We start from the raw sequence: 21,013 nt of genomic DNA, 5'->3' as shown, positions 1-21,013 counted from the left end.
GCAGGCGGGAGCCCCGGCCTCCGGGGCGTCCTCGTCTGCTGGCTCAACCGCCGATCGTGCGCAGGCGGGAGCCCCGATCGTCGCGGCCGACCCGGATCTGGTCGGGGATCTGACGGCGCAGCTCCTCGACGTGACTGACGATCCCCACGGTGCGCCCGCCGGCCCGCAGCCGCGAGAGCTCGGCCAGGACGTCCTGGAGGGCCTCGGGGTCCAGGGACCCGAAGCCCTCGTCCACGAACAGCGTCTCCATGGCGATCCCACCGGACTCGGTGGTCACGACGTCGGCCAGCGCCAGCGCCAGGGCCAGGGAGACGTAGAAGGTCTCCCCGCCGGACAGCGTCCGCGGATCCCGCGTCGCCTCGCCGCCGAGGCGGTCGACGACGCCCAGTCCGAGCCCGCGCCTGCGCGCGGCCTGCTTCTCGTCATCGACGCGGACGAGGGCGTAGCGCCCGCCGGACATGTGCTCCAGGCGCTGGTTGGCGAAGACGAGGACCTCGGCGAAGCGCTCGAGCAGCACCCAGCTCGCCAGGGGGATGGCCCGGCGGTTGGAGCCGGAGCCGGAGGCCAGGGCCGAGACCTCCACCAGGGCCGCGGCATCGCCGGTCGCGGCTCCCAGGGCGGTCACGGCCCGGCTCAGGGTCCGGCACGAGGCCTCCACGGCGTCGCGCCGCGCCCGCAGGGAACTGCGCGCCTCGACGGCCTCCCGCCAGGCCGCCTCGGCCGCCTCGCCGTCGGCCTCGGCCGCCTCCACGTCGGCGCTCTCCTCACCGGTGAGGGCGGCGACGGCCCCCTCCGCCAGACCGCGGCGCACGCGCTCGGCCTCGACGGCGGTCTCCTGGACCCGCCGGGCCAGGTCCTCGCGCGCCCCGGGGTCCAGACCGGCCTGGGCCAGGGCCCCGGCGTCGGCGAAGCCCTCGGCCCGCAGGGCGTCGGCCAGGGCCCCGGCCGCCTCGATGGCGGACAGGACGGCGTCGCGCGCCCCCGCCGTGAGATCGGCCAGGCGCTCGTCGGCGTCCGCCCGGGCGGAGTGGCCGGCGCGCAGTTCGGCGACGGTGCCGGCGTCCCCCCGCGCCGACTCAATGCGGGCGGCGTCGGCCCGCAGCCGCTCGTCCAGGGTCTGCGAGGAGGCGCGCAGGCCCGCCAGGGCCTCCCGCCGCCCCGCCAGGCGCTCCGACAGCTCGGCCGAGCGCCGGCCCAGTTCGGCCAACTCGGCGTCCAGGCGCTCCTCCGCCGCGGCCTCGTCGCGGGCCGCCTCGAGGGCGGCGGCGGCCGACTCGACTTCCCGGGCCGCCTCGGCCCGGGTGCCCCTCCCCGCGCGGTCGGCCGCGGCGTCCCGCTCGGTGCGCAGCCGCTCGGCGTCCAGGACGGCCTCCTGGAGGAGCGCCTCGGCCCGGCGGGCCTCGTCCTCGGCCTGTTCGACGTCGGCGCGGGGCACGGCCTCGGCGCCGGCCTCGGCGGGGGCGGGGTGGTCCGGGGAGCCGCAGACCGGGCAGGGCTCGCCCTCGACGAGCTCGCCGACGAGACCCGCGGCGGTCGCACTGATCCACTGGCGGCGCAGCCGGTGCGCCCGGTCCCGGGCCGCGAGGGCCCCGGTCCGGGCCTGCTCGACGGCGCCGGCGGCGGTCTCCAGGCGCTCGGCGACCTCGGCGAGCCGCTCGTGCGCCTCCAGGCGGGCGGCCGCCCGCTCGTGGGCGAGTTCCAGGGCGGGCAGGCGGGAACTGGCCCGCCGCGCGGCGGCCAGACCGGCGCGCAGCCGATCCTCGTCCTGAGGCAGGGCCGCCAGCGCCTCCTCGTCGCGCACGACCAGGTCGTGCATCTCCGCCTCCTGCGCGCGGCGCTCATCCAGTTCGGCACGGCGGGCGCCAAGGTCCTGCTCGAGCTCCTCGAGCGGCGCGAGGGCGGCGGCGCGCTCCCGGGCGGCCTTCGCCCGAACGCGCAGATCCTCCAGGAGGGCGGCCGTGCTCGACAGCGGCGGGACAGGGGGCGGGGCAGCGGTCGGATCCGCCTGCGGGACGGATTCAGTCTCCGGTGCGGACCCGGCCTGCGGGGTCGCGGTCGGGCCGGCCTCCGGTCCCGGGGCCGCGACCGAGTTCGGTCCCGGGGCGGCGGTCGGGTCTATCGCCGGGGCAGCGGTCGGATCCGCCTGCGGGGCGGCGGCCCCAAGATGGTCCAGGTCGAGGCGGTCGAGGGCGCCGGCCATCTCGGCGCGGGCCCCGTCGCCCGCATCCTCGCCTTCGCCGTCGCCCGCACCCTCCCGCGCCAGATCCTCCAGCGCGGCCCTCGCGCCGAGCGCGGAACGGCGGGCGAGGGCCTCGACGCCGGCGACCCGCGCCGCGCGCTGGGCGGCGTCGAGCCGATCGACGTCCTCCCGCGCCCGCGCGGCGCCGTCCTCCAGGCGCCGCCCCGCCTCCATGAGCTCGGCGCGCCGGGCCAGGCGGGCGGCGAGGTCCTTCGCCTCCTCCAGGGCGGCGGTCGCACGACTCCTGCGCTCCCGGGCCTCGGTGAGGTCCGCCTCCGTTCGGGCGAGTCGGGCGTCGAGTCCGGCGCGGGCCTCGTCCAGGACGGCCTCGACGGCGACGGCGTCCACCTCGGCGCCGGCCGTGGCCAGGCGCAGGCGATCGGCTGGATCGGGCGCCCCGTCCGCGTCGTCGTCCGCCCCGTCCGCATCGCACAGCAGCGCAATGAGCGCCTCGGCGGCGCTGCGCACGTCGGCGCGGGCCGACTCCGCCGCGCGCTTGGCGCCGCGGGCCCGATCGGCGAGCTCCTTCTGAAGGTCGTCGTAGACGCGGGTGCCGAAGACGTCGCGCAGCAGCAGGTGCCGCTCGTCGGAGCTGGCCCGCAGGAAGCGCGCGAACTTGCCCTGGGGCAGGACCACCGTCTGCGTGAACTGGCTCCGGCTGAGCCCGACCGCCCGGGCCAGCTCCGGCCCCGCCTCGTCGGGGCGCAGCACGGCGTCGTCGGCGCTGCGCCCGTCCGGACCGGTCAACCGCCACACCTTGAGGCTCGCCCGCTCCGGGGTGGTGCCCGTGCCGCGGCGCTTGGGCCGCCGGTAGGCGGGCGTGCGGCGCACCCGGTAGGCGCCCGCCGAGGTGGAGAACACCAGCTCGACGACGGTCTGGGTCTCCGGCCCCGCCAGGCGGGAGCGGATGCGGTCCTTGGAGGAGTCGTCGGCGTCGGCCACGTCCCCGTAGAGGGCGAAGACGATCGCGTCGATGATCGTCGTCTTCCCCGACCCGGTGGGGCCGGTCAGCAGGAACAGGCCGGAGGCGGCGAAGCGGTCGAAGTCGATCGTCTCGGTGCCCGCATAGGGGCCGACGGCGGTCATGGTCAGTCGGTGCAGACGCATCATTCGCCCCCGCGGGAGGCGAGGACCGCCTCGTAGGCCCGGGCCAGGACGGCGCGCTCGGCGGGGCTCGGCTCGCGCTCGGCGACCTCGGCGAGGAATTGCGCCGACACCTCCAGCGGGTCCGCCGCCCGGGTGACGACGATGCGCTCGCGGGGCGCCTCCTCGTCCTCCTCGCGCACGATCGCCAGGACCTGCCCGAAGCGCTCGCGCAACCGCGAGGTCGCGCCCAGCGGCATCGGCCCGCGCACGACGGCCCGCACCCAGGCGCCCGCGGCGTGATCCCAGGCGGGGCTCAGGAGTTCGTCCATGGTTCCGGTGACGGTCTCGATGCGGTGCGGCACCGGGGCGGGGACGCGCTCTAGCGAGGCGACGCCGTCGGGACCCAGTGCGACCAGGACCGAGGACTTGGGGAAGGGGGCCTCGGAGAAGGAGAGGGCGAGGGGACTGCCCGAGTAGACCAGGCGCGGGCCCGGCCGGGAGCCCCGTTGCGGCGGACCGGACTCGTCCGGTTCATCCGACTCGCTGGCCTCCGGCCCGCCGGTTCCGTCGGCCTTGCCCGGCCCGTTCGGCCGACCCGCCCCGCCGGCATCGTCCGGTCCGTTCCGTCGACCCGCGCCGCCCGCCCCGCCGGCTGAGCGGATCTCCTGGGGACGGTGCAGGTGCCCGAGGGCGACGTAGTCGAGCCCGCCGCACTCGCGGGCCGACGGCGAGCCGCCCAGGGAGGCGAAGACCCCGGAGGGCACGGAGTCGACGCCGCCGACCCGGATGTCCCGCTCGGACTCCTCGCTCGGCAGACCGCCGACGACGAAGGCGTGACTCATGACCAGCGCCGGGACGCGGGCGGGGGCGGCGGCGCGGCGGGCGGCGAGGTCGGCGGCGACCAGTCGCAGCGCGCCGGAGACGACCGCCTCGTGGCTGCGGGGCAGGCGCCGGGTGGCGGCGTCGGAGGCGGTCCCGGGAGGATCGCCGGCCGCTTTCTCCGAGTGGCCCCCGGCGCCTTCGGGGGCGGTCCGGGCGCCTTCGGGGTCGGCGGTCCGGGCGGCGTCGGCCATCTCCTCGCCGAGACGATCGGCCAGCAGGGGCGGCAGGGTCTCGCGGGCGGCGTCGGGGTCGAGGTAGGGCAGGGCGTAGACGTACAGCCCGTCGCCGCCGTCGGGGCCGGGGATGACGATCGGCCGGTCGACGTCGGCGACGCGGGCGCGGATGGTCAGGCCCTCGCGCAGGAGATCGGAGGCGAAGCCGAGGCGCCGGGCGGAATCGTGGTTGCCGGGGGTGAGGATGACGCGGGTGATGTCGCTCAGGCGGCGCAGGGTCTCGTCCAGGAGGCGGACGGAGTCGGTGGGCGGGATGGCGCGGTCGTAGATGTCCCCGGACACGACGACGGCGTCCACGGCCTCGGCGCGGGCGAGTTCGACGAGGTGGTCGGCGAAGACGGCGTGGGCGTCGTCGAGCACTCGGCCGTGGAAGGTCCGACCCAGGTGCCAGTCGGAGGTGTGCAGGATCCGCATGGGCGCAGCCTCTCATGCGGGGCGCGGATCCCGCCCGGGCCCGAGAGGAGCGGACCCGGTCAACGCAGCCTCCCGTGCGGGGCGCGGATGCGACCCCGCACCCGACCCCCTTTTTTTGGGGGCCGGGGACTCTGCGCGCCGCCGGCTCAGGCGGTGAGCTGGGAGATGCGGCCGCGGGAGACGCCCATAATGGTGGCGGCGTCGGCGACGGACAGCCCTTCGGCGCGCAGGGCGAGAGCGGCCTCGCGCCAGGCGGTGGCGGCCTCCTCCTGGAGGGCCCGGGCGCGGTCGGCGGTCTCCCTGGCCGCGTGGACCCGGTCGAGGGAGGCTACTTCGGGGATGACGGTGATGGTCCAGTCGGAGTGGTCGGTGTCCTCGTCGACGGTGTCGAGGTAGTCGACGACCTGCTGGCGGGCGCGGTCGAGGCGGGCGACCTGGGTGTGGTGGTTCTCGTCGATCTCGAGCTCCCAACCGCCGGACCAGCGGGTAGCGGTGACGGTGACGGCCTCGCTCATGCCTTGCTCCTCTCAATGGCGCGCAGTGCATCCCGCGTGACTTTCGGGGAGACCTCGCGCGTCCGTGTAATGGTCACGCTCACGGCGCCGTTGCGCCAGACTTCGTGGTCGCCCTTGCCCCGTCGGGGGGTGAAGCCGGCCTCGGTCAGAAGACGGACGAGCTCCCGGTACTTCATGGGCTTGGTCACCACGTCAGTCTAGTACCGTTAATATGCGGTGGTTGTGAGGACGACGGCGTGCGGAGCCCGCTGACGCCGTCTTTCACGCGGGCGCCGTCTCGGGGACGACGGTGATGGTCCAGTCGGAGTGGTCGGTGTCCTCGTCGACAGTGTCGAGGTAGTCGACGACCTGCTGGCGGGCCCGGTCGAGGCGGGCGACCTGGGTCCAGCAGTCGTCTCCGCTCCACAGCTCCCAACCTCCGGACCAGCGTCGGGCCGTGACGGTGACGGTCTCGCTCATGCCTTGCTCCTCTCCATGGCGCGCAGTGCATCTCGCGTGACTTTCGGGACGGTTCGCATCAGTCCTCGGGCCGGCCCGCCTTCTCGCCGTCGGAGGCGGACGGCGGGGCGAGCAGGGCCCTGGCGTCCTCATCGCGTCCGACGGCGCGATAAGCGTCTGCGAGCTTCTTCCTGAAGAGTCTGGTGTCGGAGTGGTCGGGCCCCAGGGCCCGTAGGGCCTCGGCCAGGGTCTGTTCGAACAGGAGAATAGCGTCCCCGGGCCTGCCCGCGGACCAGTAAGCTGTGGCGAGATTGTGGCGAGAGGTCAGAGTGTCGGGGTGGCCGGGTCCCAGGACCCGCTCGCGGTCGGCCAGGTTCTGCTCGTACAGGTCGATGGTCCGGTCCAGTTCTCCCGTCCTCAGGTAGGCGTCTGCAAGATTATTGCGGAATAGGAAGATGCTGGGATGATCGGGACTCAGAATGCGCCTGCAGTCGGCGAGGACCCGTTCGTACAGGTCGATGGCCTCGTCGAGCCTGCCCGCGGACCGGTAGGCGAAGGCGAGGTTGTTGCGGGCCCCCAGGACGTCGGGATGGTCGGGGCCAAGGACACGAGCCCGGTCATTGAGGCTCTGTTCGTACAGGTCGATGGCCTCGTCGAGCCTGCCCGCGGACCGGTAGGCGTCGGCGAGGTTGTTGCGGGCGGTCAGGGTGTCGGGATGGTCGGGGCCCAGGACGCGCAGCCGGTCGCTCAGGCTCTGTTCGAACAGGTCGATGGCCTCGTTGAGCCTGCCCGCGGCATAGTAGGCGCCGGCGAGGTTGCTTCGGGAACCGAAGATAGAGGGGTGATCGGGGCCGAGGATGCGCAGGCGGTCGGCGAGATTCCGCTCGTGCAGGGTGATGGCCTCGTCGAGCCTGCCCGCCTCCCGGTAGGATTCTGCAAGGTTGTTGCGAGAGATGAGGGTGCGGGGGTGGTCGGGTCCGAGGATCCGTTCATGGTCCGTCAGGTTCTGCTCGAGTAAGCGAATGGGCTGCTCGAGTCTGCCCGCCGACTTGTAGGCGTCGGCAAGACTGTTGCGTGAAACGAGGGTGCCGGGGTGGTCGGGGCCCAGGACGCGCAGCCGGTCGCTCAGGTTCTGTTCGAGCAGGTCGATGGCCTCGTCGAGCCTGCCCGCGGACTTGTAGGCGGCGGCAAGGTTGTTCTGGGTGGTCAGGGCGTCGGGGTGGTCGGGTTCCAGGATGCGCGACTGGTCGGCCAGAGTCCGCTCATACAGGTCGATGGCCTCGTTGAGCCTGCCCGCGGACTCGTAGGCGTCGGCAAGATTGTTCTGGGCGGTCAGGGTGCCGGGGTGGTCGGGCCCCAGAATGCGTTTGCAGTCAGTGAGGTTCTGCTCGAGCAGGGGAATGGCCTCGTTGAGCCTGCCCGCGGACTTGCAGACGTCCGCAAGATTATTCCGAGAAACCAAGATATCGAGGTGATCCGGCTCCAGGGCACGAAGTCGGTCGGCGAGAACCTGTTCGAACAGGTCGATGGCCTCATCGAGTCTGCCCGCATCCCGGTAGGCGCACGCGAGGTTATTGCGCGAGATCAGGGTGTAGGAATTGTCGGGGCCCAGGGCACGAGCAAGGTTCTCCACTGCGTCGGACAGGGATATAACGGCCTCGGTGCCCTCGAGCTCCATGACGTACAGCAAACCGGCTGCGAGGATTTCTCCGGTGCGCGGGTCGGCGAACAGGCCCCTTGAATAGTCCTGATCAGCGATCGCCCGCAACTGGTCTACGAGATCGCGAGCCTCCTGTCGCTGGTTCTCTCCTCGTGTCTTCCGGATGAATACCGTGTTCACCAACTCCAGGAGCCCGACCGCCTCTTTCTCGATCCGCTCCCGATAAGCCGGTTCGACTTCCCACTCCTGCCGGACGGCCCCGCCCTGAGACGGCGGCAGCACGACCTTCGAGCCGTCCTTGGAGAGTCGGCAGACCGAGGACTCGATGAGTGCGTTCAGGGCCTCGCGGGCGTCGTCGGATCCCTCATCCGCGAACTCCAGCCAGCGCGCGGGGACGCCGGAGGCGGCGAGCAGGGCGAGAATCCAGAGGTGGCGGTGCGCGATCGCCGCCTGGCGCGGGCTCCGGTTCTTGATCTGTTCGAGCACGCTCTGGAAGGACGGCTGCGCGGCGTCGGCGGTCTCTTGTCGGGAGTCCCCGGCTCCCACCGGACGGGTGATCTCCCCGATGACGGCCCGCACGAGGGCGTCGAAGAAGGGCTCGGCCCCCGCTCCCACGTTCTGGCGGTGCTTCTGGGCGCGCCTGCGGACGACCCCCTCGATGCGGTCGGGCTCGCGCGCAATGGTCAGGGTGACGGCGTCGTCCGCCGCGAACTCGCCCAGGAGGAGCTCGGCCTCGGCCAGCGCGCCCCGCAGTCGACCCGCGTCGACGCCCCGCTCCTTGCACCGGCGCCGGGCGTCCGCGACCCCGGCCTCCAGACGCGGGGCGATCCGCCCGCCGAGGACCTCGGCCGCCTCATTGCTCCGCCCACTGAGGTTCTCGACGGCGAGCCAGTCCTCGCGCGTCGCCCCGACCGGTGCGGCCGCGCCGTTGGCGCACGGGGCGGCCGTCGCGTCATTCGACGGCGGGGGCGGGGTGGTTGTCATGGCCGAGGCGCGCAGCAGGAGCGCGGCCAGACGAGTGCCGAGCGGGACCAGGGAGAAGGTGGTCATGCCGGGAGTCTACAAGACCAACCCGCCGGTGAAAGGAGGAAGACGGTGTCCCGCCGTCGGACCGGAGCACCGATGCCTGCATTCGTACCGGCCGCCGGCCCGGCCCGTTCAGTCGCCGGAGTCTGGACGCGTCCGCTCAGTCGCAGGCCCGGCCCGCGCCCCGTTCAGTCGCCGGTCTGGTCCGCACCCGTGCCATCGATATCGGGCAGAGGACCCAGCAGGACCTTGGCGTCCTCATCGCGTCCGACGGCGCGATAAGCGTCTGCGAGGTTGTCCCTGAAGATCTCGATGTAGGGGTGATTGGGGCTCAGGAGGCGTTCGCAGTCGGTCAGGTTCTGTTCGTACAAGTCAATGGCCTCGTCGAGCCTGCCCGCTGACTCGTAGGCGAGGGCGAGGTTGTTGCGCGAGGCCAGAGTGTCGGGATGGTCGGGCCCCAGGACGCGCAGGCGGTCGTCGAGGTTCCGCTCGTACAGGTCGATGGCCCGGTCCAGTTCTCCCGCCTTCCTGCGGGCGTCCGCAAGATTATCGCGGAATAGGAAGACGTCGGGGTGGTCGGGACTCAGAATGCGCCTGCAGTCTTTGAGGTTCTGCTCGTACAGGTCGATGGCCTCGTCGAGCCTGCCCGCGGATTTGTAGGCGGAGGCGAGGTTGTTGCGGGCCCCCAGGACGTCGGGATGGTCGGGGCCAAGGACACGAGCCCGGTCAGTGAGGCTCTGTTCGAGCAGGTCGATGGCCTTGTCGAGCCTGCCCGCGGCGTGGTAGGCGCCAGCGAGGTTGTTGCGGGCGGTCAAGGTGTCGGGATGGTCGGGCCCCAGGACGCGCTCACGGTCGGCCAGAGTCCGCTCGAACAGTGGGACGGCCTTGTCGAGCCTGCCCGCGGACTCGTAGGCGCCGGCGAGATTGTTTCGGGAACTGAAGATATAGGAGTGGTCGGGGCCGAGGATGCGCAGACCGTCGTCGAGGTTCCGCTCGTACAGGTCGATGGCCTCGTCGAGCCTGCCCGCATCCCGGTAAGATCCTGCCAGGTTATTGCGAGAGATGAGGGTGCGGGGGTGGTCGGGCCCGAGGATCCGTTCATGGTCCGTCAGATTCTGCTCGAGCAGGTTGATGGCCTTGTCGAGCCCGCCCGCGGATTTGTAGGCGGAGGCGAGGTTATTGCGGGCGGTCAGGGTGTCGGGGTGGTCGGGTCCCAGGATGCGCAGCCGGTCGCTCAGGTTCTGTTCAAGCAGGTCGATGGCCTCGTCGAGCCTGCCCGCGGACTCGTAGGCGGCGGCGAGATTTCCCCGGGAGGAGAGGGTGTCGGGGTGGTCGGGTCCCAGGATGCGCGACTGGTCGGCCAGAGTCCGCTCATACAGGTCGATGGCCTCGTCGAGCCTGCCCGCGGACTTGTAGACGCCCGCGAGATTGTTCCGAGAGGCCAGGGTGTCGAGATGATCGGATCCCAGAATGCGTTCGCAGTCAGTGAGGTTCTGCTCGAACAGGGGAATGGCGTCGTCGAGTCTCTCCGCCAACTCGTAGGCGGCGGCGAGATTGTTCCGAGAGGCCAGGATGTCGAGGTGATCAGGATCCAAGACCCGGAGTCGGCCGGCGAGAACCTGCTCGAACAGGTCGATGGCCTCGTCGAGCCTGCCCGCATCCCGGTAGGCGCACGCGAGGTTATTGCGCGAAATCAGGGTATAGGAATTGTCGGGGCCCAGGGAGCGGACAAGATTATCCACCGCGTTGGACAGGGATATAGCGGACTCGATTCCCTCGAGTTCCATGACGTACAGCAAACCGGCTGCGAGGATCTTTCCGGTGCGCGGGTCGGCGAACAGGCTTCTTGAGTAGTCCTGATCGGCAATCTCTCGCAACTGGTCTGCGAGATCGAGTACCTCTCGTCGTCGATTCTCCCCCTGTGATTCCCGAATGAATACCGTGTTCACCATATCCAGGAGCCCGACCGCCTCTTTCTCGATCCGCTCCCGATGCGCTGGTTCGGCCTCCCAGGACTCCCGAATCATCAGCCCTTGAAGCGGGTGCAGTCCGACTGTCGAGCTGTCCTTGGAGAGTCGGCAGACCGAGGACTCGATAAGTGCGTTCAGGGCCTCGCGGGCGTCGTCGGATCCCTCATCTGCGAACTCCAGCCAGCGCGCGGGGACACCGGAGGCGGCGAGCAGGGCGAGAGTTTCGAGCTGGCAGCGCGCGATCACCGCCTGACGCGGGCTCCGACTCCTGATCTGTTCGAGCACGCTCTGGAAGGCCGGTGCAACGCCGTCGGCGGCCTCTTGTCGGGAGCCTCCGACTCCCGCCAGACGGGTGATCTCCCCGATGATGGCCCGCACGAGGGCGTCGAAGAAGGGCTCGGCCCCTGCTCCCGTGTTCTGGCGGTGCTTCTGGGCGCGCCTGCGGACGACCTGCTCGACGCGGTCGGGCTCGCGCGCAATGGTCAGGACGACGGCGTCGTCAGCCGCGAACTCGCCCAGGAGGAGCTCGGCCTCGGTCACCGCGCCCCGCAGCAGACCGGCGTCGACGCCCCGCTCCTCGCACCGGCGCCGAACATCTGCGACCCCGGCCTCCAGATGGAAGGCGATCCGCCCGCCGAGGACCTCGGCCGCCTCATCGCCCCGCTTCCTGAGAGCAGCGATGTCGCGCCAGTCGACGTGGACCTCCTCGACTGGCGCAGCCGCGCTGTCGGCGGGCGGGGCGGCCGTCGCATCGTCCGACGGCGGGAGCGGGGTGGTTGTCATGACCGAGGCGCGCAGCAGGAGCGCGGCCAGACGAGTGCCGAGCGGGACCAGGGAGAAGGTGGTCATGCCGGGAGTCTACAAGTCGACCCGCCGGTGAAGGAAGGACGACGGCGCCCCGCCGTCAGGCCGGAGCACCGATGCCTGCATTCGTACCGGCCGTAAGCTCGGCCCGCGCCCGCTCGGTCGCCGGTCCGGCCCGCGCCCCGTTCAGTCGCCGGTCCGGTCCGCACCTGTGCCATCGATATCGGGCAGAGGGCCCAGCAGGGCCCTGGCGTCCTCGGAGCGCTCGGCGGCCCAGTAGGCGGCGGCGAGCCTATTCCTGAAGAGCTCGGTCTGGGGGTGCTTGGGGCCGAGGACCCGTTCGCAGTCGGCCAGGGTCCGCTCGTACAGGTCGATGGCCTCGTCGAGCCTGCCCGCATCGCGATGAGCCGCGGCGAGATTTCCCCGGGAGGCTATGGCGTGCGGGTGGTCGGGTCCCAGGAGTATCTGGCTCTCGGCGAGATTCTGCTCGAACAGGTCGATGGCCCGGTCGAACCTCCCCATCGCGAGACAGGTGCTGGCGAGGTTATTGCGCGAGGTGAGGGTGTGCGGGTGGTTGGGTCCCAGAACGCGCTGACTGTCAACCAGGGTCTGCTCGAACATATCGGCGGCCAGGGCGAGCTCGCCCGCGTCCCCGTAGGCGCCCGCGAGATTGCCGCGCGAGATAATGGTGAGAGGATGCATGGTGCCCAGAGCCTGTTCGCGGTCCGTCAGAACCTGCTCGAACAGGAGGAGGGCCTGATCCAGCTTACCCGACTTCAAGTACGCGCCCGCGAGATTGTTTCGCGCGGCGAGAGTGTGAGGATCCGCGGTCCCCAATGAGCACTCGCAGTCCGTCAGGACCCGCTCGAACAGGGGAATTGCCTCATCAATCCTCCCCGCCTCCTGGTAGGCGCCCGCGAGATTGCTCCGGGAAGCGAGGGTGTCGGGGTGATCGGGTCCGAGAATGCGTTCGCGGTCCGTCAGGACCCGCTCGAACAGCTCGATGGACTTCTCCAGCCTGCCCGCGTCCTTATATGAACCCGCGAGGTTGTTGCGCGATGAGAGAGTATTTGGATTCTCGGGGCCGAGGATCTGCTCGTGATATGCCAGGTTCTTCGTGAACAGGTCAATGGCGGATTCCAGTCGGCCCGCCTCCCGATAAGCATCTGCGAGATTCCCCCGGGAGGCGAGGGTGTGGGGATGGTCCGGCCCCAGGGATCGTTCGTGATCGTTGAGGATCTGCTCGAACAGTGGGATGGCCCGGTCGAGCTTCCCCGCGATCGCGTAGGCGTTCGCAAGATTGTTGCGGAAAACGACCGTGTCGTGATGATCGGGACCCAGGGCCCGAGCACTGTCGGTGAGGTTCTGCTGGAACAGGGGAATCGCCTTGTTGATCCTTCCCGACCCCTGATAGGCTCCCGCGAGATTGTTGCGGGAGATGAAGGTGCCGGGATCATCGGGCCCCAGAATGCGGATGCTGTCAGTGAGGACCCGCTCGAACAGGGGTGTGGCCTCGTCGATCCTGCCCGCCTCCTGGCAGGCGTTGGCGAGATTCCTGAGGGCACTGAGGGTGAGGGCGTGATCGGGGCCCAGGAGGCGCTCGTGCTCCGCCAGATTCTGCGTGAACAGATCAATGGCTTGATCGAGTCTTCCCGCAGTCTGATATACGTAGGCGAGATTGTTGCGCGAGCGCAGAGTATCGAGATTATCGGCGCCCAGGATGCGGAGTCGATCGGCGAGACTGCGTTCATACAGGGGGATGGCCCGATCGAGTTCGCCCGTCTCCCGGTAAACACCCGCAAGAGCGTCGCGGACGGCGAGGGTGCGGGGGTGATCCGGCCCCAGATCGCGGGCGCTGTCGGCGAGGGCCCGTTCGTACAGGTCGATGGCCTCATCGAGCCTTTCCGTATCCCTGTAGGCGTAGGCGAGACTGGTGCGCGCGCGCAGAACGACCTCGGGATGATCGGATCCCAGGGAATCGCTGAGACGTTCCACGGCGCCGGACAGGAGCAGGGACGCCTGGGGAATCCCGAGTTCCGCCGTGCACTGGAGAACGGCCGTGATGGCGTCTCCGATTCGGGGATTAGCGAACAGGTTCTTCGAGTAGTTCTGCTCGGCCGTCGCCCGCAACTGGTCCACAAGGTCGAGGACCTCCCGGAGCCGGACCTCCCCCTGCGATTTCTGTATGTAGAAGAAATCCGCCACATTCAGCAGACCGACCGCCTCCCTCTCGGTCCGCTCCCGCTGCACCGGATCGTTCTCCCAGTCCTCGTGGATGACCTGGACCTGAAGCCGGGGCAGCATCACCCTGGTGCCGTCCTCCGACAGTCTGCAGACCGAGGACTCGATGAGCGCGTTCAGCGCCTCACGGGCGTCGGAGGACCCCTCGTCCGCGCCCTCCATCCAGCGTCTGGGTATTCCCGAGGCGGCGAGCAGGGCGAGAATGCCGAGATTGTAACGGGTGATCATGGCCTGGCGCGGGCTCCGACTCCCGATCCATTCGAACGCACTCTGGAAGTCCAGCCGCAGAGCTGTACCAATCGCTTCGGAACAATCCCCCTCCGGACGGTGGCGCCGTGGCCTCGAGGAGCCTTTCTCGAGTTGCTCGAGATAATCCTCGAGACCGTACCGGCCGCGCTTGATAGTTGCCGCGGCCTGCGAAACTGCCAGCGGCAGGTCGCCGAGAGTCTCGGCGATGGCGTCCGCCGCCTCGCGGTCGGTCTGATTCGTGCGGTCGAGCAGCATTCCGATCGACTGCTCTCGCTCGAAGCCCCCCACGCGAATATGCGCCAAGCGGTCCTGATCCCAATCCGTTCGTCTCGTCGCGGCCAGGACTCGCAGCCCCTCCCCACGAGGGATGAGGTCGGTCAGGTCGTCGGGACTGTCGAAATCGTCCAGGACGATGAGCCGGTCCGCCCGTTCCGCTGACGCCAGCGCCTCAAGGCACCGCCGCGCGGAATCCTCGGGGGAGTGCTGCCGCCCGCCGTCGACGCCGAGCCTTCGGCCGAGGCCGGACAACCCCGAGACGAGGGCCCCGCGGGACTCCGCGCTGATCCAGGCGACGAGCGGCCAGCCCTCCGCCTCGCAGCGGGCCGCGACGGCGGTCGCGAGCTGCGACTTCCCGCTGCCGGCCGCTCCCGTGAGCACCGTGCGCGGCGCGGCCTCGGAGAAGACGGCGTCGAACAGCCTCGCCTGCTCCCGCCTGACGACGAACCCGGGATCTTCCGCGGGACGGCTGCCGAACCGGATGCGCGGGCGGGTGGGGTCCCCGCGCCGAGGACACGCGGATTCCGGTACCAGTCGCGCGAACTCCCCGCAGACGGCCCCCACGAGCGCGTCGAAGAAGGGTTCGACCGCCGCCTCCACGTCCCGGCGGCGATCCCGGGCCCGCTCGCGAAGGGTCTCCTCGAAGTGACCGGGCTCCCGGGCGAGGGCTCCGACGGCGTCGTCATCGGCGACCACTTCCGCGAGGAGGATCTCGACCTCGGTCGCCGCACCGCGCAGCAGGACGGCGTCAACGCCCTGCTCCTCGCATCGGCGTCGGGCATCCGTGACCCCGGCCTCCAGACGGGAGGCGACCTCCTCGCCGAGGGCGTCGGCGGACGGGACGGCCATCACGACCGGGGCTTGCAGTACGAACTCGGCCAGGCGCGTGCCGAGCGGGATCAGGGAGAGGGCGACCATGCCGGCAGTCTACGGGATCGAGCCGCTGGCATGCGCGGAGCGGGGGTGTTCTGTTGTTGGAGACATCCGCACTGCTGTGTCACTCGTCGGGCCGATCCGCATCTGCGGCGCCGGAGTCGGGCGGTGGATCGAACAGGGCCGTGGCATCCTCGGAGCGACCGGCGGCCCGGTGGGCGCCGGCGAGGTGTCAAGCCCCCATCCCGCTCGCCGGCCGAGGACGCTCCGAACAGGTTGTCCACGGGGACGGACGGGGAGGGGACCGGGCGCTTCTCCCCATGGGCGGGCGGCGGGCGGGCGTCTACGGTGGCGAGTGCCGCCGGCCGGCCCGTGAAACCGGCCGGCCGCGTGCTCCGTACTCCATCGGCCATACGAAGAGGTGTCTCGTGCCTTCCGCCAATCGTCCCCTCCCGCCCCGCCGCCGCGTCCTGACCCGCCGTCATGCCCTGACCCTGCCGCTCCTGACCCTCGCCATCGGCGCCGCGGCCGCCTGCAACGACAGTGTGCCGGTGCCGACGGCGGGCGCGCCCTCGGCGGATGGATCCTCGACGCCCGGCGCGGCCTCGCCGTCGACCGCCCCGACGGCGGTCGACACCCGCCTCGAGAACGTCCTGGGCGGCCACACCCTCGACGTGAGGATCGGCCCGCTCGTGCGCGTGGACGAATCCTCCTCGATCCTGTGCCTCCACGTCGACCGTCCGTCCGACGACCCGATCCAGGACGGCGAGCTGGGCGTCGGCGACCGGTGGGTCGGCACCGTTGTGCATGACCTGACGGCCACTCGGCCCCTGAGAATGGTCGATCCCGGCGCCGGCCGCGTCTGGGTGACGACGCGGGGCGCCGTCGCGGGCCTGCCCGGCGTGAAGGCTGGCGGGTCGGCCGACTACCACCCTACCTTCGGCGGGGTGGGACCCGAGGTGACGAGCGTGACGGTCATGCTCAGCGACACGGGCTTCTTCGAGGTGCCGGTCGTGGACGCCGGCGCCGTCCCGGACCTCGATGCGCAGGCGGTCCTCAAGGAGGCGGAGCCCGATCAGAACCGGGCGGCGCCGCTCGCCCTGGAGCGCTACGTCGAGGCCGTCGACCGGTCCACCAGCGAGCTGACCACGGATGACTCGGTGAAGGTGACGGTGTCCAACGACGTGTCCTTCGAGTCGGACTCGGCGGACCTGTCGGCCGACGCCGAGGGGATCCTCAAGGGGGTGTCGGACACCATCGCCTCGTACCCCGACGGCGGGGCCCTGACCGTCACCGGTCACACCGATGACGTGGCCGACGACGCCTACAACCAGACGCTGTCGGAGAAGCGGGCGCAGGCGGTGTCGGACCGCCTGGGGCAGCTCACGCCCCTGTCGGCGTGGACGGTTCAGACGACCGGCAAGGGCGAGACCGAACCCCGCGCGCAGGGCACCGACGACGCGGCCCGCGCCGCCAACCGCCGCGTCGAGATCGTCATCACGCCCACCGGCGGCACCAAGCCGGACGCCCCGCAGACCCCCGGCGGGGGCGACGCGCCGCAGGCGGCCGGGCCCAGCGCGAAGGGGCCCGACGGCGTCTCCGTCTCGAGCGGCGCCGACGACCCGGGGGTCACCATCGTCCTGGACAAGGTGACGCGGCGCGGCGGGCTGCTCTTCGGCGAGTTCGTCGTGTCGGGGAACGATCAGAAGTTGAAGTTCCTGTCCACCTACTTCAGGGACTCGGCCGGGTTCGGGCTGAACAACGCCCGCGGCGAGCTCGGCGGCGTCAGCTCGATCGTCGCCGCCAGCGGAGTCACGCTGATCTCCGGCGGGAACTACGTCTTCCCCGTCGACTACCTGCCCGTCGGCGCCGATTCGCACCGGCCCCTGGCCGATCTCAACCTGATCTCCCTGTCCGAGGACGGGCGGAGCGCCCGCATCTGCATGGCGTGGCCGGACACGGGGGAGAAGACGGTGATCGTGGACCGCCCCGCCGACTCGAAGTACACCCCGGTCCCCTGGCGCCTGACGGACGTGCCCGTCGAGGGCTGATTCGCCGCTGAAACCGGCGGAGAAGACACGCGAAACCGGCGGAAACGGCAGGTCGCCCGTCCCGCCGGCCGTCGCGCTGGCCCTCGTCGGTCCCTCTCTGCGTCACCGCGAGGGCGGGCGGGGCGGCGGGCGGCAGCGGTGACCAGTCCCGCCGCCCGCGCCGCCGCCCCGCATCCCAACGGGGAGGCGGGGCGGGGCCGCTCAGGCCGCGATAGTGCCCGTGGCCACCAGCACGATGATGATCACGCCCAGGGCCACCCGGTACAGGAGGAAGTCGGTGAACTTGTTGGAGGAGACGAACTTCAGCAGCCAGGCGATCGTCGCGTAGGCGACCACGCCGGAGACCACGGTCGCGATGATCGTGGCGGTCCACCCGATCTGCGGGGAGCTGATGTCCTCCGCCGCCGTGACCGCCTCGAGCAGGCCCGCGGCGATGAGCGCGGGGATGCCCATGAAGAAGGACAGGCGGGTGGCGGTCACCCGGTCGAAGCGCAGGAACAGCCCCGCGGAGATGGTCGCCCCGGAGCGGGAGATGCCCGGCAGCACGGGCGCGAGGGCCTGGAAGGAGCCGATGATGAGGGCGTCCTTGACCTTGACCTCGCTCATGCCCTTGCCGGTGGAGGCGTGGGTGGCGCCGACCGGGCCGTCGGAGTGCTCGTCCGCGAACCACATGACGGCGCTCCAGATGATGAGGGCGCCGGCGATGACCCACATGGAGCGGGCGGTGACCTCGATGAAGCTCTTGAGCAGCAGGCCGACGGCGGCCACCGGGATGGAGCCCAGGATGATGCCCCAGCCCAGGGTGTAGTCGGGGTCCTTGCGCGCGTCCTTGCTCGCCAGGCCCTTGAACCAGGCGACGACGATGCGCACGATGTCGCTCCAGAAGTAGACGACGGCGGCCAGGATCGCCCCGATCTGGATGATGGCGGTGAAGGCGGTCATGCCCTTGTCGTCGATCTGGTAGCCGAGGAGCTTCTCAACGATGTTGAGGTGACCCGTGGAGGAGACGGGCAGGAACTCGGTGATGCCCTCAACGATGCCGAGGATGACGGCGTGCAGCCAGTTCATGGGGCGTCTCCCAGGGGTGCGTGCGGCGATGGCGATCGTGAGGCTACCCGCTGCCGCCCTGGACGCGCGCTGAGTGTCCGTGTGGAACCTGCCTCACGGCGTCCCGCGGACCAGGAGCCGAGGGCGGATGCCAGCGGTGCCCTCGGACTCGGGCGCGCCGTCGAGCACGTGGAGGCCCCGTTGGACGAGGTGACGTCCGACCGCTGGGGTCTCGACGACGGCGGCGCTCAGCGCGGGGACATCAGGTGTGAGACGTCACGTCGTCGTGCTCGCCCGGAGACCCCGCACGGGTCCGCGCTCCGGGTGGGAGCTGGGGGAGGGTATGCACGTTGACGTACCCGTCGGCATCGACGCGGGGGCAACGACGGGGTGTTCGACCCGTCGGCCGTCAAAGAGGAACGCGGTCGCGCGCGGGGACCTTGCCGATGCCGCGTCACCCGGCTCGATGAGATCCTGCGCCGGAGCGAGAGGGACTTTCTGGACTAAGAAAAGCTTCCTCTCCTGAGCCCTGGAGGAGCCTCTCATTCCAGTGCGCACTCCCACCGAGGGGAGAATGCGTCCTTCTCACCAGAAAGATCCCGGGATGGGCCCGGATCAAGGTGGTGACGGGGATGGGCGGGTGCGGAGACGAGGAGGTCCGTGCGCTCCCTCTCCTTTCCTTGCAGCCCTGTGCTCTGCGAGTAGTGACCGCGGATTCAGCAGGAACTGTGAACGCTGAGGTTGGAAACGTCGGAGAAGGGGAACACGCGCGCATCGCGCTCGCCGTCGATCAGAAGATGGATCTCACCGTGGTCCGCCGATTCCACCGATCCGCAAAAGCTCCCCGTCGTGGTTTCGATCAAGAGTCTTGGTTCTACGACATTGTGTGACAGGTGGAGCGAGAATGCTCCGATCAGGGTGAGAGTGAGGCTGAGTATGACTGCGAGACGGGCTGTTCGCAGTGTTCTTGCAATGTGAAGGCTCTGCTCTATGCGGAACCCCTCGACCGAGCCATAGTCTCTCGCAAACGTGCTGTAGTCAATCTCTATCGGCGTGCCCGCACTGGCGGAGAGCGAGTACCAGACCCCGATCATGCCTGCGACTGATGCCGTTGACCATGCTATCAATACTATCCAGAACATGACGCCCTGGAGGGTTGACAACTCGGTGCTTCGAATTACTAGCAGCCCTGACGATGCTGTGGTCACCAGAGCCAGTAGTCCTTCTCGCCATTTGGTCGCCGATTCGGAAACCTCTTGCGTCGCTGTCTCTATCAGTAGTTTCCACTCCGAAAGGGCTGCGCGCTCTTCTTCTGTGGGTGCTCGAGGCGGAATGGCGGGCAGGTCGGAGTGAGGGTCATTCGGGGCCGTCTGATCGTTCATGGGTTATCCTTCGGGGCGTTTTGCGTACAACTTGAAGCAGGCGCCGCATTCAGTGGTTGTCCCTTCCACCTCGAGCCTTGCGTTGCAGATCACGGATTGTGTAATATATCTGGAGGTACTGGGAGCCGATTCCAATAATCTCCTTCTCTTGCCGAGTCCTAGTCCTAAATGCCCCACCGCGACGATAGACATGGGCATGTTGATGTCAAAGGTTTGTCCGCACCGAGGGCACTTCCCTCGGGCTAAGAGGCGCGGAGGTCTTCCACTGATCTCGGCAGAGATCAATCCTTCTCTCTGGAACTGGAAGGCCAGATTAGTCAGATCCTGGTCGAACACGGCTTGCTCTCAATCGTCACCACGCGCCCAGAACGCGCAGAGGGGCCCATCTCGAAAGGTCCTCCTGGAACGGCTCCGTGCGTGAGAACCGGGTGATGGCCCTCTGAAGAGAGCGACCCCAATCACTTTCAGAGACGTCATGAATCACATTGCCTGCGAAGATCCCGCTCAGAGAATCATCGGCGAGTTCGGCAGAAGTCGCTAATACGCTATTAGCTCCTCGTGCGAGCATGACCGTTGCAACGTTAAGCGGGTCTCCGGACGAGCCGATGGGTGTGTGAGCACTCCAGCACGTCAGCAGTCCGACCCTGCCCGGTGGTGTGCCGATCATCGCCTCGAAGGGAGTGAGGAATTTTCCTTCATCGAGGACCAGTGCGTGTGTAATTCCTTCTGCAGGAACCCCGTGAGCAACAACCACGGCATCCTGGTTCGGAGTTCCATTGGTCAGTGCTTCGAGGATCTCCGTCGACGAGTGGCACCAGTCCGAGTCTTTGAAGGGCCAGGATTCTTTTGAAAGAACGTCAGGGCCAATCCACGCTCGTACGCGGCGTTCGGCGGGGAAGCTTCTTCTCCTCACCGCGGTTGCAACAGACAGCGAGGGGCAGAGTTTTAGCGGGTGCCGTTGTCCGAGGGGCTCTTCAGCGGTGCCCTGGAGAGGAATCGCTGGCCACGGGATCGGCCACAGTTCTTCGAGCGGGACCAGAAGGATCGGCGTGCCGGGAGGAAGTCTTAGGATCTCCGAAGGGATGATTCGCGAGAACCTGCTGAGCTCCTGATGCGTCAGATAGTGATTGCCCTCGTGCAGCGCGGCAATCGCGCGGACCGTCTCGTCGGGGAGCTCAGCAACGGAACAGGTTGAGCTTCCAGTGTGGTCGATGATGAGGTGGGCTACGAGTTCAGGGCGCTCGGGTACAGGAGCGAGGAAAAGAGCCGCGGTTCCTGGTGGGATCTCCGCCAGGTGCGCCTTAGCGGACTGAATATTGAGCCTTTCTCACCAGGAGGGCCCCTGGACTGGCCGGGATCGGCGCAGTGGCGCGGGGGGGATTGGGCGGGGGCGGGGGTGGTGCGCGCGGGGGCCGCCCGGGATAGTGTGTTCTGACCACTGGATTCGCTACCAGGGGGTCCCCGCGTGCTGTCCTATCCTGCCACTTTGGATGTTCCCGAGTCCATCGCCCACACCATCTGCCTGTGGTTGGCCGCCCACCGCAGGGCGCACGACGCGCGTCCGTGGCAGAGGGCGGCCACCTGCCGGGCCCAGGCGGTGCTCCTGCTGAGGTGGATGGTGGCGGGC

11 protein-coding genes are annotated in these 21,013 nt (G+C 69.7%); 1 reads left to right on the top strand and 10 read right to left on the bottom strand.

Annotated features, from left to right (window positions below; all coding sequences use genetic code 11):
• Positions 1–43: 43 nt before the first annotated feature.
• From G446_RS0101580 to fxsT, 8 genes are all read right to left on the bottom strand, one after another.
• Positions 44–3,349 carry an AAA family ATPase gene (locus G446_RS0101580; RefSeq protein ID WP_245574540.1) on the bottom strand — a complete coding sequence of 1,102 codons (3,306 nt, stop codon included), beginning with the start codon at positions 3,347–3,349 and terminating at the stop codon, positions 44–46.
• On the bottom strand, positions 3,346–4,854 hold the full coding sequence (locus G446_RS0101575) for a metallophosphoesterase family protein (protein WP_026408809.1): 1,509 nt from the start codon (positions 4,852–4,854) through the stop codon (positions 3,346–3,348). The genes G446_RS0101580 and G446_RS0101575 overlap by 4 nt, the downstream gene beginning before the upstream one ends.
• 146 nt (positions 4,855–5,000) lie before the next feature.
• Entirely contained in the window at positions 5,001–5,369 is a 369-nt protein-coding gene (locus G446_RS0101570) for a hypothetical protein (RefSeq protein WP_026408808.1), read from the bottom strand.
• Entirely contained in the window at positions 5,366–5,557 is a 192-nt protein-coding gene (locus tag G446_RS0101565; RefSeq protein ID WP_026408807.1) for a type II toxin-antitoxin system HicA family toxin, read from the bottom strand. The genes G446_RS0101570 and G446_RS0101565 overlap by 4 nt, the downstream gene beginning before the upstream one ends.
• A 73-nt stretch (positions 5,558–5,630) precedes the next feature.
• Positions 5,631–5,828, bottom strand: coding sequence for a hypothetical protein (locus G446_RS0101560; protein WP_026408806.1), 198 nt, complete (start codon positions 5,826–5,828; stop codon positions 5,631–5,633).
• Between the two features lie 58 nt (positions 5,829–5,886).
• On the bottom strand, positions 5,887–8,517 hold the full coding sequence (locus G446_RS20510; protein WP_051285542.1) for a tetratricopeptide repeat protein: 2,631 nt from the start codon (positions 8,515–8,517) through the stop codon (positions 5,887–5,889).
• A gap of 164 nt (positions 8,518–8,681) precedes the next feature.
• Positions 8,682–11,312 (bottom strand): tetratricopeptide repeat protein, encoded by a 2,631-nt coding sequence (locus tag G446_RS18555; RefSeq protein ID WP_051285541.1) that lies wholly within the window; start codon positions 11,310–11,312, stop codon positions 8,682–8,684.
• Between the two features lie 141 nt (positions 11,313–11,453).
• Entirely contained in the window at positions 11,454–14,951 is a 3,498-nt protein-coding gene (fxsT, locus tag G446_RS15285; protein ID WP_051285540.1) for an FxSxx-COOH system tetratricopeptide repeat protein, read from the bottom strand.
• A 383-nt stretch (positions 14,952–15,334) separates the two neighbouring features.
• Between fxsT and G446_RS0101540 the strand changes: the two genes are divergently transcribed.
• Positions 15,335–16,957 carry an OmpA family protein gene (locus G446_RS0101540; protein WP_026408805.1) on the top strand — a complete coding sequence of 541 codons (1,623 nt, stop codon included), beginning with the start codon at positions 15,335–15,337 and terminating at the stop codon, positions 16,955–16,957.
• Between the two features lie 201 nt (positions 16,958–17,158).
• Here G446_RS0101540 and G446_RS0101535 read toward each other — a convergent pair whose 3' ends face one another.
• Together G446_RS0101535 and G446_RS19700 are read right to left on the bottom strand one after the other, a co-directional pair.
• Complete coding sequence (locus G446_RS0101535) at positions 17,159–18,025, bottom strand: undecaprenyl-diphosphate phosphatase (protein WP_026408804.1); 867 nt, start codon at positions 18,023–18,025, stop codon at positions 17,159–17,161.
• A 695-nt stretch (positions 18,026–18,720) separates the two neighbouring features.
• Positions 18,721–19,386, bottom strand: coding sequence for a hypothetical protein (locus G446_RS19700; protein WP_156916471.1), 666 nt, complete (start codon positions 19,384–19,386; stop codon positions 18,721–18,723).
• Positions 19,387–21,013: the final 1,627 nt, after the last annotated feature.

It is taken from the genome of Actinomyces dentalis DSM 19115, assembly GCF_000429225.1.
GTDB lineage: Bacteria > Actinomycetota > Actinomycetes > Actinomycetales > Actinomycetaceae > Actinomyces > Actinomyces dentalis.
This window is presented reverse-complemented; position numbering and strand designations above follow the sequence as displayed.